The sequence below is a fragment of the Cryobacterium sp. TMT2-17-1 genome (assembly GCF_004402765.1).
GTDB lineage: Bacteria > Actinomycetota > Actinomycetes > Actinomycetales > Microbacteriaceae > Cryobacterium > Cryobacterium sandaracinum.
Window position 1 is genome coordinate 1 of record NZ_SOGC01000050.1, and the last position, 14,147, is coordinate 14,147.

Here is a 14,147-nt window from a genome sequence, read left to right on the forward strand (position 1 = left end):
TTGTCTTCTCACAGCAGAGCAGTCCCGTGACCGCCAGCGCTACCATGTACCCGGAAACGTGCTACCAACTCGCCGGACTACCGCTACCACCAAGCGCTACTCGCCATTTGCGATCGTTGTAACATTCACCATTCTGGGAGTTGCGACTCCAGAGCTCGAGACCCCAAATACACCATTATGTCAACGCTGACCCAAAACAGGGCCAATAGCGCCGGCGAATTCCAGCGGTCGTCGCGACGCTAATTAGTGAGCTGGACCGTAGTACATCGGCGAGGAGCTGGGCTGGTGTTGACCAACCGAGTCGTTTCCGGGGCCTGTTGTTGATTTGGGTCGCGACAGCGGCGAGGTCGTCGGCGCTGTGGATGGCGAGGTCGGTGTGCTTAGCGCAGCAGTCCGTTCATGTTCTCGTTGGAGCCGCATTGACACGGCCAGACGCCTCAGCGGCAGAACTCGGTTTTCAGCGGTGCGATGAATCAATCCCCGTTATATTCCATCGACTAGTGGTTCGATGTCGTTTTACGAACACGATGATCTGTGCGGATGCGTACTGGGTACCGCGATCAAAATATGAGTACGAGCCAAGGTCAGTAGACATTTTTGCTCAGATTCAAGGCCAAGCAGCTATGGCGAGCCTCGGCCTAGCCCTATCCCAGGGGATCATCTTGCGAGGATTCGCGTAGCTCGTCTGACGCTGGTTGCTCGACTTACTACTGAGCCCCGGGACCGGTCTCACGATGACCCACCAAGCAAGTATGAAGATCAACAGCAACGGGCTAATTGGCGACAGAAGCCATCCCTCAAAACAGCTGTGAACAACAGCTGCCGCAGTGAATCCGACCGCCTGTATGCCCGCAGTCCGAGCGTGCCAGATGAAGGCCCCCCACATGACCGAGACGGCAAGTAAACCGCCGATTCCTGCGTACGCCAGTGCGCGCAGGGGGCTGCTCGCGATCTCAAATTCTTCGTTAGCCAGACCGATTCCGACTAGGGGCGACGAGCGAAAGGCATTGATTGCCCCCGTAAGCGAGAGGGCCCGGGATTCATCCCCACGAAAAACTCCATCGAGAATCGAGAGGGCATTCGGCGACATCAATGCTGCCACTGCAGCCGCTCCCGTTGCTCCAAGGACAGCCAAAACCACCGTTGTCGAGAGTCGAGAGAGAACGACAAAAAGCACGACGATTGCGAACGCCAAGATACTTGCTCGGCTCGAGGTCCACAAAAGGACGGCGCCCGCAAAGAACAAGAGGGTAAACTTTAGACCAGAATGCCGCACGACAATCAGGGCAAGTGAGCCGAGAAGGAATGCAAAGAATCCAAGCGTATTTGCATTCGCCGTGAGCCCCCGCAGCCGAATTCCGGCTACCGCTACCTCCGGCGTGGTCAGGCCGTAGGCGAAGGAGGCGATTACGACGAAGCCAAGAGAGAATAGGACAGAAACCGTCACTATTTCTCTCGGGACTGCGACCGATGTCACTATGACTGCAATAGCCAGCAGGGTCAGGCCAAATCCATACAAGATGAACTCAACCCACTGTCCGTGAAACGCTGCAGCAAGCAACAAAAAAGCGAGGTGCGCACCGACAACCAGCGAAAGCCACGACCGCACTGAGGCAGCCTTCATTTTTTTATCAGAAACAAACTTCGTTCGTCCGAATACCTGATTTGCACCTGATAGGCAGAGAAACCCGATTCCGACAACCCGAAACGCAACAGACACGGCTGTGCTTGGGGCTGCAACTGACGCTGACGCGAGGATAAGAAGCACTCCGGCCGCATACGGGGACCAGACCCGGGTCCACGGGCTCAGGACGAGTGTCACCACGCCGCCAATCCCGAGTAGTAGCCACAGAGACCAGGCCACTCCCATCGAGGTCTGCCACCCCAGAGCGGTCGCAACAACCGCTGCGCAAATCCAAGCAAATAGGTCGCGCATCCAAGGTGCTGCGTTCAAGACGTAAATCCTTTCGGGCGAGGCCTCATCATTGGTTTCCTGCCCCGCGTTTCGTAAGTATGTGGAACTTGCTGGGCCGACTTAGACTACTCGCCGCCATAAATTCGCGCCCTTTTGACAGCGAGCGGTGATCGTCCGACTTGGGCGACTTGAGCGAAAATATGATCTCCTTTGTCTCGGGATCTCCAGACATCAAATGCTGCACCTGCCGCGTGCCGACGCCCCAGGACCTGCTCATTCGAAAGCGCCGCGAACGCCTGGATGGCAACGCTCCAATCGAGGGGGTCCCTACTATCAAGTACGTCTCCACCCGCCATATTGAGGACATCCGACCATGGTGTCAGGTTCGAGCAAATCACGGGACAACTCACCGAGAGCGCCTCAGCGATGACGTGGCCAAAATTCTCTCCAGCGGTCGGAAAGACGAAAACATCGCCCTCTGCGAAGACCGCTCGAACGGCTTCCGGGGAGATAGGGCCGTTCGATGTGCACGTCACGCTCGTCGGCAATTCCCTGATCAGGCGTTCACATGTTCGCACGTAGTCCTTGTCTTCAGCATTGCCGAAGATATCAAGGACAATCGGAGCGCTAATCGGCTGCAGGCTTCGAAGCAATATATCGAGGCCCTTCATGGGATTCAAGCGGCTGACAAAGACAATCCGTAGAGGACGGTCTTCCCGCGACGCTGAGCGTGGCCTCTGAGCTGTGGGCGGCAGGGCTGTTTCATCCTCCCGAATGAGAACGCGCGCTCTTTCGCCGAACAGCGCCCGAATATCTGCCTCTTCGTTTACCGAAGACGCATGCCAAAGAAGTCGACGATGAAGTCCCATCGCTTTGTAGAACGTCAGAAACGCACGCTTCTTTGACGCCCGAATCGCGAGGGCTCCTTGCCCGAACTCCCCCCTGGGCGCAAGTAGCACCCGAGCTCCTCGCCAGAAGCCCAGGGCCCCTAGGATTTGCGGGACAATCGAGAAACTCGGATTGAAGAAACTATTAAAGTAAACAACGTCAGGCCGCTCATGTCGAACGGCACGCAAACCACGAAACAACAGCCGAATCGACGTTGGAGTACCGAAATACACCGATACCCCGCCCCTTTCCAACCAGGCGTTTCTCTTGACCTGAAGTGGCACAGTTTGATTCATGTCTCGGTCAGATGTGAATACAATCGCGCGCGTGTTTTGCGGTGCCGAATCGACTAAGGCTTTGACAGTCCGAATAGGCCCGCCGCCAAGGGTTGCGGGTGGGAATAGCGGTGCAAAAACGGCAAATTTAGACATCGTATTCATGGCTCCCCTAAATCTTTTGGTTACGTTTCGAGTGTGATGCACGAATTACGAGCACTAAATAGACTCGGTCCACGGTGCAGGAAACGTGGGCACATCTTTTTCGCGCGTTACGGTTTTCCACAGATACTCGGCAGCAGCTCTCGGCGAGATGGCTTCGTTCGCCCAGTTGCGCAGTATTGAGCGGGCCTCATCTGTTACAGGACTGGTCCGCAAACGCTCATGCAACGCCTGGGCGATTTCACCCGGCCGCCCAAATCGGACAATTTCGCCTTGAAGATTCGAGGCAACGAAGTCAGAAGAGCCAGAGGTATTGCTTACGATTACTGGGGTTCCTGCCATGAGCGCTTCACTCACTACCGCTCCCCACCCGTCGTACTGACTCGGCAGGACAAGCAAGTCGCAGGCAGCAAGCGCGTCTCTAACTTTGTTGTTCGCCATTCGATGAACGAAACTAACCCGATGGCTAAGGTTTAGCTCCAGCACATCATCAAGCATGACCTTCCGGAGAGGCCCGTCTCCAACCATTGTGAGATCCCAAGACTCTGGTGGCGTCAATGCCAACGCCTGTATGAGTGTTCTCGGGTCCTTGCGTTCCGTGAGTGTGCCGATGAACATTATGCTCGGCTTTCCGACGCGCGGGCCGTTGTCGCTCCGCGCTGGTGGGTCCACGAAGTAACCAAATGGGGCTATTTTTTCCAGTTCGCAGCCGAGCGATGCGAATTGTTTCCTTGCCAGAACTCCACAGGCAAAGAGGGTGTCGACGTGGTGCCATGACTTACCACGAAACGCAAACTTGAGGGCTCTCAGCTTTCCGGCCAGCCCTCGTGGGTCCCACGGCTCCGTGATGATGGCGATGTGCCGATGGCCTCCCCGGGTGAGCGCGTTCATCGCTCGCCGCATTCCTGGATATGAGCTAACTCCAGAAAAAATGTGCGCTGTGGCACCACGATTGTTTTCGACGAGGGCTTCGATCTGGCTCGAGGACGGCTTGATCACCAAGTCCGCGGGCCCATAGTCGATACCCTCCCAGCCCATGGCTAGTCGGGCCGCTGAGACGTCGCCCGCAGCTACTACAAGGACACGCTTGCCCAGGCCCGAAGTCAGGGCTCGCATAAGAGGCGCTTGGTGTAGCGAAGGAGTGTTTTGCCAGAAAACCAGATCATAGCTTTTTTGCACGATATCTCCTTGCCACCACTAGCGAAATTACGCTCGCTGCCACCAGGGCAGCGTATGCAACTGCGTCTCCGGACAACACGAAACCGGCCGAGGACAGAGCCAGCGAAGCGATTGACCCGGCAAGGATAGCCAGCGGAAGAGCCGACCCGGCACTCATCACTAGGAAATAGACCATGAATCCCAGGGCTGCACCAACGGCGGCACCCTGCGCTTGAAACGCCGCAGTCAGCCCAACCGTGATTAGTAGGCCGAACACAGCAGTCGCAGCAGTTCTTCGCGCCACACCTCCCGCCTCGAACTGGAACTGGAGCCTCCAACTCGATATTTGCCCCATGGCCGCAAATGCAGTTGCCATGATCAGGGGTGCAAGGACGCGTCCATCGATGAACTCCTTTTGAACGACAAAGTGGAGAAGGGAGTGGTTGGCTACGTACGTCGAGAAGATTGCGGCGAGGGCGATACCGAGACACACCAATTGGAGAATCGCGAGTTGCTCTTCAACGGCGGGCCGATTCTGTCGATCCCAAGCTGCCCTAAGACGTGGGTAGGCAACTGTCAACATGAGCCCAACAACTGCGCCCGAGCTCAACGCAGCAACTTGGGTCATTGCGGCATATCTACCGACCTGGTCGCCTGACGCGACAGCCGCTAGGACAAGGAGGTTCCCATTCGTGAGCAGTGTGAATGCGAGTGAAGCTAGCGCGAGCTGGAGGCCGAACCGCATTGACCAGGGGCGCGATGTAGAAGCCGCCCTTAGGCCCCTGACCCTGGGGCTAAGGAGTAACGCGGCACAGGCTGAGGCGAGTCCGGCCGCACCCAAGCTGAGCAGAGGTCCACACCCAGCCAAGATCATCACAAGAAGAACCACAGTTCTCACACCAGTGCCAGCGATGAGATTCCATGCATATCCCCACGGCCGACCCCACATGAGCCATGCCGTTGAAACCAATCGATTCATAGCGAGACCAATGCCCCAGCCTGCGAATGCCGCTGCCTCCTCGGCTCGACCCATAAGAAGACCAATACCGGAGACGAGAATGCCAGCTAGGACGACTGAAACCACCGTGCGCCCGAGAGCAAAGGTGTAGTTGGAGCGCTCATTGTTGCCGCCCGGAAACCTTTGAAATCCCAAGATTACCGGTTCCGCGGCAAAGAGACTGAAATACGTGGCAATTGCAATGGCGAGAGCGACGCTCGAATACTCGGTTGTGCTGAGGAGGTTCGTGAGAAGAGGCAATTGCACGGCGGCAGCGACCAACGAGAAAAGACGTGCAACTGCCACCGCTGTGCCCGCCCCAACCACGGCTCCCGCTCTAGCTCGGATAGTTCGCTCGTTGATATTCACCCAAGCTGCCTAACGATGCGAGCTGGCGTCCCCGCCACAAGAACGTCGTCCGGAAATACGTCCCTCACTAAGGACCCAGCCGCTACGACGACGCCACTCCCCAGTACCGCTCCACCCAGTAGAGTAACTCTCGCCCCAATCCAGGTCCCGTCACCAACAGAGATTGGCAAACTCGTACCAGTCCCTGCGCGCCGTAGTGGATCCCCAATCTCATGACTGCCAGTGATGAAGAGAACGTCCTGCGACACATCGCAGCGGTCGCCAATGGTCACTGGTGCGTCTATCGTCGACACGATCTCACTTCGACGACCGATCCAGGTATCCGCACCAATTCGCACGTTCGTGTGCTGGATGTTCACCCCGCCGTTGATGCGCGTATTCGGCCCCACGTGCACACCGGTCACTCTATAGAGACCTCGCCTCAACCCGAACACCCGTGTTTGCGGAAGGAGGCTCGAGAGAAGGTTCACCACGTGGAGTTTCGCGCTCATCGGTCTCTAGCCATTATTTCCGGACACCCGCACGAATGCTGTGAGTGGCCACTGTAGAACGAATGAAATTGACGGCTCGTCGAGAGGTATCCGTCACTTCGTAACCGTTCGGTTGCGCAGTGGGCGGATGGTTTCCCAACTCCGCCAAAACCATTTGTACGGAATCCAGAATCGATTCCTGATTGACGCCGGAAGTGATGATTGCGCCGGCGTCCAACGCCTCAGGTCGTTCGATGGAGTCCCGAAGGGTCACCGCCGGAAACCCGAGGATGCTGGATTCCTCGCTTATTGTTCCGCTGTCGGAAAGAACGAGTTTGGCAGCCATCTGGAGTTTGATGTAGTCGTTGAATCCAAACGGAGGATGAAAGATCAAGCCGTCCTTGAGTTCCGCCGCAACGTTCTCCAGTCTCTTCCGTGTCCGTGGGTGCGTGGACACGAGGACCGGAACCCCGTGTGTTTCACGGAGCACCGACAGCGCCGCAAGTACGGACTCCAGCCGTGCGGGGTCGTCAACGTTCTCCTCTCGATGGAGACTGACCAAGAAGTACTCTCCCGCGACTAAGTTTTGCCGCTCCACAACGGCGCTGGCTGCAATGCCCGCTGCGTTGCCGTCGAGCACCTCTCGCATCGGAGATCCGGTGAGCAGAATCCGGGCCGGGTGGATGCCTTCGGCCAGGAGATTTCGACGAGCATGCTCGGTGTAGACGAGGTTATAGTCAGAAATATGGTCTACGAGTCGGCGATTGGTTTCCTCGGGGACGTTTTCATCGAAGCAACGATTTCCAGCCTCCATGTGGTACACGGGAATTCTCATCCGCTTGGCCATAAGCGCCGAAATGCAGCTATTGGTATCACCCAGTATGAGCATGGCATCGGGCTTCTCCAGCAGAAGCACTTCCTCAGTCTTGGCCAGGATAGAGCCGAGAACCTTGCCCAATGAAGATGTATCGGCTTCCAAGAAGTGGTCCGGTCGACGGAGACCAAGGTCCTCGAAGAAGACCTCATTGAGTTCGTAGTCGTAGTTCTGCCCTGTATGAACCAGGACGTGGTCAGTGAACCGGTCGAGTCGTTTGATGGTAGCCGCAAGACGAATAATCTCGGGTCTCGTTCCAACAACTGTCAAGACTTTCAGTCGCGGATTCATTTGTGCACAGCCTTTTCGATCGTGTCGGGTGCTTGAGAGTTGAATATTTCATTCGTCCAGAAGGACGTGTAGAGGAGATCCGCCCCCGTGTTCGTAATTTTATGTGACCACATCGTGGGCATGTCGACCGCGACCGGGGCACTGCCTGTCACCTGGAATTCGACAACGTCCTCGGTGAACAGCCTCCGCAGCGCAATCGTGGCGGAGCCGGATAGAACAGTGAACCGCTCGATCTTGCGTCGGTGAAAATGATCACCCCGGCTGATTCCGGGTTCCGTGGTCGAAAAAGACGACTGGCCGCAACCGCCATGTGAGCGGATTATCTCAAAGAACGAACCGCGCGCATCTGCATGGCGGGTCAGCTGGACGGGAGCATGCTCGGGAAAAGTATAGGAACGGTAGGTGTTGAAAAGGTCACGGTCAAATTCCGCGGCGACATCAGGGATTTCACCACGACGATAGACCGCATCGATCGTGATCAGGCGGTCCAGCAGCCCGGACACTGTCTCGTGCACTTCTAGTTCTCGGCTGGCTCCTGCGTCAACAGCACCTGTGAGTAAATCTGCAGCGTCCTGCGCGTGCAGAAGAGTCAATTCTTTGTCAACATTCACCGACGGCGTCTGACCTTGACTCAGCATATGGCTGAACGTCGCGGTCACAGCGTTGTAGAACGGGCGCCCATGTTCACCGAAGAGGTTCGGAAGCAGCACGTTTTGGAAGTCCGAGCCCACTTCCTCCGCCGCTGCCCGGAGGATGTCCGCGGCCGCAGCCTTCGCGTTCCCGTACAGGCTTCCGTTAGTTGCCTGCGAGGAATTCGCGTACACGATAACAGTGGGGGGAACTTCTGCCCGCACGATGGCCTGCGCGAGCTGACTGGCGAATCGTCTGTTCTCTTCGCTCACCTCGGTATCAGAACCACGGTTAACGCCAGCAAGGTGGATTAGGCGAGTTGTTCCAGACATAGCCGAGGCGGCCTCAGCAACATTGAAGGTATCGCCCACCGGAATTGTCGCCGCTTCGCGACCGGATTCTTCAAGAGCCGCGCGGACGTGCCACCCGAGAAAGCCATGGGCCCCGGTTAGCGCAACGTGATTCTCCATCTAAACGACCTGTTCAAAGCGGATTCCCGCTGAGGCGAGTTCCGCTCGCACCCCGGGCAGAGTCAAGAGAAGTGCCTGAACCTCACGCAAACTCATCCGTGACACCGTGTGAGAGTCGTAGTCTTCATACTGCGCCTGGGCGAGGTCGCCCTGCTCGACATAGATGCTGTAGTTCAGATCACGGTTGTCGGCATGAATGCGGAAATAGTCCCCCATATCCTGGGCGCGAGCCAGTTCCTCGCGGCTGGCGAGAGCCTCGGATAGCTTCTCCGCGTGGCGGGTTCCGATGACTTCCACTCGGGCTGACGACTGGAACAGGAGGATGAGGGCCTGAGCCAGGTCACCCATTGTGCAGGCCTCCGCCTTACGAATGAAGAGATCTCCCTGCAGGGCGTTATGAAAAGCGTACTCAACGAGATCTACCGAGTCAGCGAGTGACATCATGAACCGCGTCATGTCGGGGTTCGTGACCGTGAGGTTCTTGCCCGCTTTGAGCTGCCGTATGAACAAAGGAATGACCGATCCACGCGAATACATGACATTGCCATAGCGCACGCACGAGACGGTCGTTTCGGCATTGGGGTTGTTCAGACCGTAGGACTGCGCGACCTTCTCCATCATTGCCTTGCTCATACCCATGGCGTTGACGGGGTAGACCGCCTTATCGGTGCTGAGGCAAACAACAGATTTGACTCCGGCCCGGTCAGCGGCTCTCACCACATTCTCGCTGCCCAAAACGTTAGTCTTAACGGCCTCCATCGGGAAAAACTCGCAAGATGGAACCTGCTTGAGGGCCGCTGCATGGAACACGAAGTCCACATCACGTATGGCTCGCTCCACGCTCAGGTAGTCCCGAATGTCACCCACGTAGAACCGCAGCCGCGAGTCAGCGAGCTCATTGCGCATGAGGTCTTGTTTCGCTTCATCACGGCTCAGAATCCGCACTTCCGCAGCACCGCGTGACAAAAGTCTTTCGGTCACAGTGTGACCGAAAGACCCTGTACCCCCCGTGACGAGAATCCGCCGGCCTTTATAGTTGCTTGTGCTATCTGTCAATGCCTTACCTTCTTTGTCCGAATTTTGGCCGTGCTTCTCAGAATCTCTTCGATTCTTTCGACGCCGGCATCACGTGACATCTCCGTCATGTAGTAGGCGCGAGCCCGCTCGCCCATTAGTCGTCTGCTAGCAGGGGACAATGCATAGGCGCTTCTGAAGCTCGCCGCCAAAGCATCCACGTCACCTGGCCCACTGGCAAACCCGATCTCGTGCGTTCGGACGATGGTGCTGACGTCCCCCGCGACGGTCGTTATTACGGGGATCCCATTCGCGAGGCTTCCCTGAAACTTAGACGGAATCGTTCCCCGGAATATTTCCAGATCTCGAAGGGGCACCACTTGAAAATCCGAGGCAGCATAGATCTCATCCATGCCTGCATGCGGCACGCGTCCACGGAAAATGACATTCGTTGCCCCGAGATCCCGTGCAAGGCTTTTAAGCCCCTCCTCAGCGATCCCCGAGCCAACTATTGTCAACGTGAACCCCTCCAACCCGGTAATCTTTGCGCCAGCCCTGACCACTGTGTCCAGGTCCTGGAACTCGCCCAGATTCCCCGCATAGACGAGTGAGAGGCCAGTGCCTCCACTGTCCGAACGGGCCCGACCACGCGGCTGCTCCTGCGCGCCGTTTTCCTCTGCCCAATTCAGGACTGTGTGTACCTTCTGGCTCTCGACACCCCTATCAAGGAGCATGCGTGCCATTGTAGGCGCCGTCCCGATGACTGCCGCCGAGCTGCGGTACACCGCGCCCAGCCAAGGGCGCAAACACCCATTGACAACCCGCTTCGCCAAGCTCCCCGAGACCATCGATGACCCGGTCACTGACTCCGGCCACAAATCCTGGACGTGGAGGACGAACGGTGTCCCTCGGGTGGCACGCCACAGACACGGCGCCAGCGAGGCGGTCATCTGAGTGGCATAGACATAGACGACATCGGCGTCAGCGGCGAACCGGCTTGCACCGATCGAGCTGACGGCGAAGGAGACGTAGTTGGCAAATCGGGCGAGTGCATTCTGCGAATGACTCACCACGATCGGGACCCGGCGTACGCGCACTGCCCCGTCGGATTCGTGATGACTCAGCCGCTGGCGGTAGCCAGGGTAAAGACGACCTTCAGGGTAATTAGGGTAACCCGTCACAACTCGGACTTCGTGCCCACGCTCCGCCAGGCTCCGCGCAAGCTCCACGGGTATCCGGGCGTGCTCTGGCTTGTAGTACTGACTGACAATAACTATCTTCAAAGACCTGTCAGCGATCACCATTGGACCATCGCCCCTCCCCAGGACAGCCCGACACCGAAGCCCAAGAGCATGACTTTCATCCCTGGCTGGAGCACACCTTGCTTCTGAGCTTCCGAAAGCGCGATCGGGATGGTCGACGAGACTGTGTTGCCGGAATTCTCAAGTGAGATGAAGAACCTTTCTGGGGCGATCCCAAGCTTCTTGCGAAGATGCTGGAGCATGAACGCGTTTGCCTGGTGGAAGACGAACAAGTCAACTTCGTCAAGACGCAGTTGAGCCTTGCGCAGGATCGAATCCACCGTGCCCGGAACAACGTTCAAGGTGAAATTGAAGATGGCCGGGCCATCCATGAACAGGTCGAAACCGTTGGAAACAAGTCCCCGGTTGTCCGCTGTTGAATTGGGCGCGATGTCCTGCCCCGGGCGATGGCCGCCATTTGGAACGATCAGCGCGTTTCCGCCAGCACCGTCCGTTCCGTAGGCAAATGCGAAGAGGTGCTGGGTGTCCGCCGCGCTGCCTGCAACAAGTGACGCGGATGCGCCGTCGCCGAAGAGTGTGCGCACGGATTTGTCGGCGGCGTTGACGTACCTGCTGTAAGTGTCTGTAGTCAGCAGGAGGACGTTCTTTGCGACTCCGGATTCAATCAAGCCTTTGGCAAGCCCCAGCGAATATACGTACCCGGAACAGCCCAGATTGATATCGATCGCAGCAATTCCCGACCTGAGGCCGAGCTGCCGCTGAACCGTGGCTGCGGCAGACCTCGAGAGGTCGGAACTCTGCGTGCACAGGAGAACGAGATCAATGGAACTGGTCTCGATGTCGTTGTTGTCAAGCAGCGCTCGGGCGGCCATGACGGCCATGCTTGCCTCAGACTCGGCGGCATCCGCGATGTGCCTCGTCCGGATTCCCGTCTTCGCCGCGATCTTGTCAACGGTCCATTCAGGAAACTGAATCGATAGGTGCTCGTTGGTCAATTCGCCGGCGGGCAAGTAGTAGTCGACGGCCACAATGCGTGCGCTCACCATGTCACCATCGCTCCCGCCCAGGATCCTGCAGCATCGCTTCCGAGCAAGACAAGCTTGTCCCCTCTGCTCACCCGTCCCTCACCGAGAGCGTCCGAAAGCGCGATTGGCAGAGTCGATGAGCTGTAGTCCGGTCTCTGCACACGCGGATGGGCGATGAGGACGACTTCAGGGGCTACCCAATCCAGACCGCTGGCTGTCAGCACAGTGTCGAGGTTTGCTGCTGAATCACCTTCGCTTCCGAAAGCGAATCCATCGACACCCTCACGGTCAGGGTCGGCAGCGACCAGAACAGCACTGGCAGACCCCGAAGATGCGTCAGTATCGGCGGTGATGATCAGGATTCTGTGTGCCTGATCCGTCGAGATCAGGCCCTGAGCGAGTGCCAACGCGAAAACAAAGCTGGGCACGCCGCCAGCCAGGTCAATGGCGCCGACGCTCGAGCTCAGGCCGATTTGGGACTGAACGAGACACGCCGTAGTGGGGAGCCGGTAATCCGGCGTCTGGGTGCAGAGAATCAGATAGTCGACTTCTGCCAGCTTGGTGTCGCTAATGGCAAAAAGCTCCGATGCGACCTGCGCGGCCAGTTCAGATGTGTATCCGCCGGCGCCTCCTGCCCCAGCCGTAAGACCGAACCCAGCCCGAAGGCAATGAACGGAGCTAATTCGCCCCCTCATGCGGACCGCCTTCCAACGATGACGCACGGATTCCCAAAGGCGGTTACCTGGGGCGGGATGTTCTTCAGCACGAGACTTCCAGCTCCAATGAGAGAGTTCTGGCCTACGGACTTTCCCGGAATGACAGTCACGCCCGTGCCCAGGAAGGCTCCATCTTCAATCTTGACGTTTCCATTCAGGTTGCACGCGGGGCTCACGGTAACGAAGTCGCCGATGATCACGTCATGGGCGATTGTGGACCCGATGTTGATATGAACGTTTTCACCAATAAGCACGTCGCAGGTGATGAGGACATCAGGGCAGACGATGGAACCTCGGCCCAGCTGGACATCGTCGCCCAGCACTGCACGATCATGCACGAACGTGCCCATTCGCGCGTCCCTCTGTGAGAGCAGCTTCGAGACTTCACGTCGAGCTGAGGGCGCCCCAATCGCGCAAAACACGAGGTCCACGTCGGCGGGCCGGTAGTCGCGAACGGTGGAAATGATCGGCGCACGAACCGGGGCCTTGGGTACGTCGTCATCGACGAACACGACGCTTCCGATTGCAAAACTCTGACACCATCGGGGGGATGTCTTCACCCAACTGTGCATTTCGCGACCAAAGCCGCCTGCTCCTACGATCACCAGTCGATTCATCATTGGGCGGTATACCCGCCATCAACAGGTACCGCAGTGCCTGTTATCCAGCGAGATGAACTGGACAGAAGAAAGAGGATCGCGTTCGCAACATCCGAGGCTTGCCCCAATCCGAGAGGATGCGCGTCTGTTACAGCCTTGAAGCCTTCCTCTCCGATTCTGTCGCGGATTCCCTGGGTCATCGCAGTCATAACCACACCTGGACAAACGCAGTTGACACGTATGTCCTCTCTCGCCAATTCGAGTGCCAAGGACTTGGTCAGCGTGATGATGGCGCCTTTCGTCGCGGAGTAAACGCTCACGCCAGGCTGACCAACAAGCCCGACAGCAGATGAAAGAAGGACAAGACTGGCCGAGGGCTTTCTGACCTGCTTGTGTCTGAATCCCTTGGCCAGCATGATCGCAGCCGCCACGTTGATATCGAAAAGCTCATGGATGTTGGATGAACTCACAGACCTCAAAGGGAGTGTTAAGTGACGCCCGGCGGCGTGAACCAACCCATCAAGCCCACCCAGGCGATCGGCAACTGACCGGACCATCTCGGGAATTCCGTCGGTGTCTGTCAGATCGTAAGGGACGATGATGTGGCCCTCCCCGGGCAGACGACCAACGAGGTCTTCCAGATCGTCCACTCGCCTCGCAAGCAAGGCGATGCGCGCGCCGTACTGGCTCGCCAGAAGGGCCGCCTCGCGGCCGATCCCGGATGATGCGCCTGTTACCAGGAGCGTCTTCTGGTGGAGGTTGAGGAAGTCTGGAGAGGTCACTGGACTCGGATCGCGACCTTGAGCATGTCGAACAAATCCGCAATCGTGAGGCTCTTTGCGAGCTGCTCTGAATCCATGCTAACCCCGAAACGGTTGTCTACCTCAGCGATGAAACTGATATTGGCAAGTGAATCCCAGTCTATTTCGTCGAGTTGATCTGTCACCGCTAGCGTCCCAGGACCAACCTCGAGTGTGTCTTCTATCAGCTGCATGAATTCAATTTGGTCCATTATTCCAGTTCCTTCTTTTT

The 14,147-nt window shown here is 57.5% G+C and carries 13 protein-coding genes and 1 pseudogene; all 14 read right to left on the minus strand.

Translation table 11 applies throughout. From position 1 onward, the window contains the following. Nucleotides 1–175 precede the first annotated feature (175 nt). Nucleotides 176–428, minus strand: a pseudogene (locus E3O47_RS16705) (hypothetical protein); the annotation flags it as partial. 179 nt (nucleotides 429–607) lie between these two features. Continuing rightward, nucleotides 608–1,624, minus strand: coding sequence for a hypothetical protein (locus E3O47_RS15115; RefSeq protein ID WP_166785414.1), 1,017 nt, complete (start codon nucleotides 1,622–1,624; stop codon nucleotides 608–610). A 416-nt stretch (nucleotides 1,625–2,040) separates the two neighbouring features. Further along, complete coding sequence (locus tag E3O47_RS15120; protein WP_134421146.1) at nucleotides 2,041–3,243, minus strand: glycosyltransferase; 1,203 nt, start codon at nucleotides 3,241–3,243, stop codon at nucleotides 2,041–2,043. Between the two features lie 54 nt (nucleotides 3,244–3,297). After that, nucleotides 3,298–4,419 carry a glycosyltransferase gene (locus E3O47_RS15125; RefSeq protein ID WP_134421148.1) on the minus strand — a complete coding sequence of 374 codons (1,122 nt, stop codon included), beginning with the start codon at nucleotides 4,417–4,419 and terminating at the stop codon, nucleotides 3,298–3,300. Continuing rightward, nucleotides 4,403–5,764, minus strand: coding sequence for a hypothetical protein (locus E3O47_RS15130; RefSeq protein WP_134421150.1), 1,362 nt, complete (start codon nucleotides 5,762–5,764; stop codon nucleotides 4,403–4,405). Before E3O47_RS15130 ends, E3O47_RS15125 begins: the two co-directional genes overlap by 17 nt. Nucleotides 5,765–6,268: 504 nt before the next feature. Next, nucleotides 6,269–7,399 carry a UDP-N-acetylglucosamine 2-epimerase (non-hydrolyzing) gene (gene wecB, locus E3O47_RS15140; RefSeq protein WP_104193759.1) on the minus strand — a complete coding sequence of 377 codons (1,131 nt, stop codon included), beginning with the start codon at nucleotides 7,397–7,399 and terminating at the stop codon, nucleotides 6,269–6,271. Next, nucleotides 7,396–8,499, minus strand: a complete 1,104-nt coding sequence (locus E3O47_RS15145; protein ID WP_134421154.1) for an NAD-dependent epimerase/dehydratase family protein — start codon at nucleotides 8,497–8,499, stop codon at nucleotides 7,396–7,398. The genes wecB and E3O47_RS15145 overlap by 4 nt, the downstream gene beginning before the upstream one ends. Further along, nucleotides 8,500–9,555: a polysaccharide biosynthesis protein gene (locus E3O47_RS15150; protein WP_134421156.1), complete on the minus strand. Its 1,056-nt coding sequence runs from the start codon at nucleotides 9,553–9,555 to the stop codon at nucleotides 8,500–8,502. Next, nucleotides 9,552–10,817: a glycosyltransferase family 4 protein gene (locus tag E3O47_RS15155; protein WP_134421158.1), complete on the minus strand. Its 1,266-nt coding sequence runs from the start codon at nucleotides 10,815–10,817 to the stop codon at nucleotides 9,552–9,554. Before E3O47_RS15155 ends, E3O47_RS15150 begins: the two co-directional genes overlap by 4 nt. After that, nucleotides 10,811–11,821, minus strand: a complete 1,011-nt coding sequence (locus E3O47_RS15160) for a ketoacyl-ACP synthase III (RefSeq protein ID WP_241986226.1) — start codon at nucleotides 11,819–11,821, stop codon at nucleotides 10,811–10,813. Before E3O47_RS15160 ends, E3O47_RS15155 begins: the two co-directional genes overlap by 7 nt. After that, the gene (locus tag E3O47_RS15165) at nucleotides 11,815–12,495 is read right to left on the minus strand and encodes a hypothetical protein (RefSeq protein ID WP_104193763.1); all 681 of its coding nucleotides are present in this window, start codon (nucleotides 12,493–12,495) and stop codon (nucleotides 11,815–11,817) included. Before E3O47_RS15165 ends, E3O47_RS15160 begins: the two co-directional genes overlap by 7 nt. Continuing rightward, nucleotides 12,492–13,136, minus strand: a complete 645-nt coding sequence (locus E3O47_RS15170; RefSeq protein WP_134421160.1) for an acetyltransferase — start codon at nucleotides 13,134–13,136, stop codon at nucleotides 12,492–12,494. The genes E3O47_RS15165 and E3O47_RS15170 overlap by 4 nt, the downstream gene beginning before the upstream one ends. Further along, on the minus strand, nucleotides 13,133–13,897 hold the full coding sequence (locus E3O47_RS15175) for an SDR family oxidoreductase (RefSeq protein ID WP_134421162.1): 765 nt from the start codon (nucleotides 13,895–13,897) through the stop codon (nucleotides 13,133–13,135). Before E3O47_RS15175 ends, E3O47_RS15170 begins: the two co-directional genes overlap by 4 nt. After that, nucleotides 13,894–14,127 carry an acyl carrier protein gene (locus E3O47_RS15180; protein ID WP_134421164.1) on the minus strand — a complete coding sequence of 78 codons (234 nt, stop codon included), beginning with the start codon at nucleotides 14,125–14,127 and terminating at the stop codon, nucleotides 13,894–13,896. Before E3O47_RS15180 ends, E3O47_RS15175 begins: the two co-directional genes overlap by 4 nt. Nucleotides 14,128–14,147 lie beyond the last annotated feature (20 nt).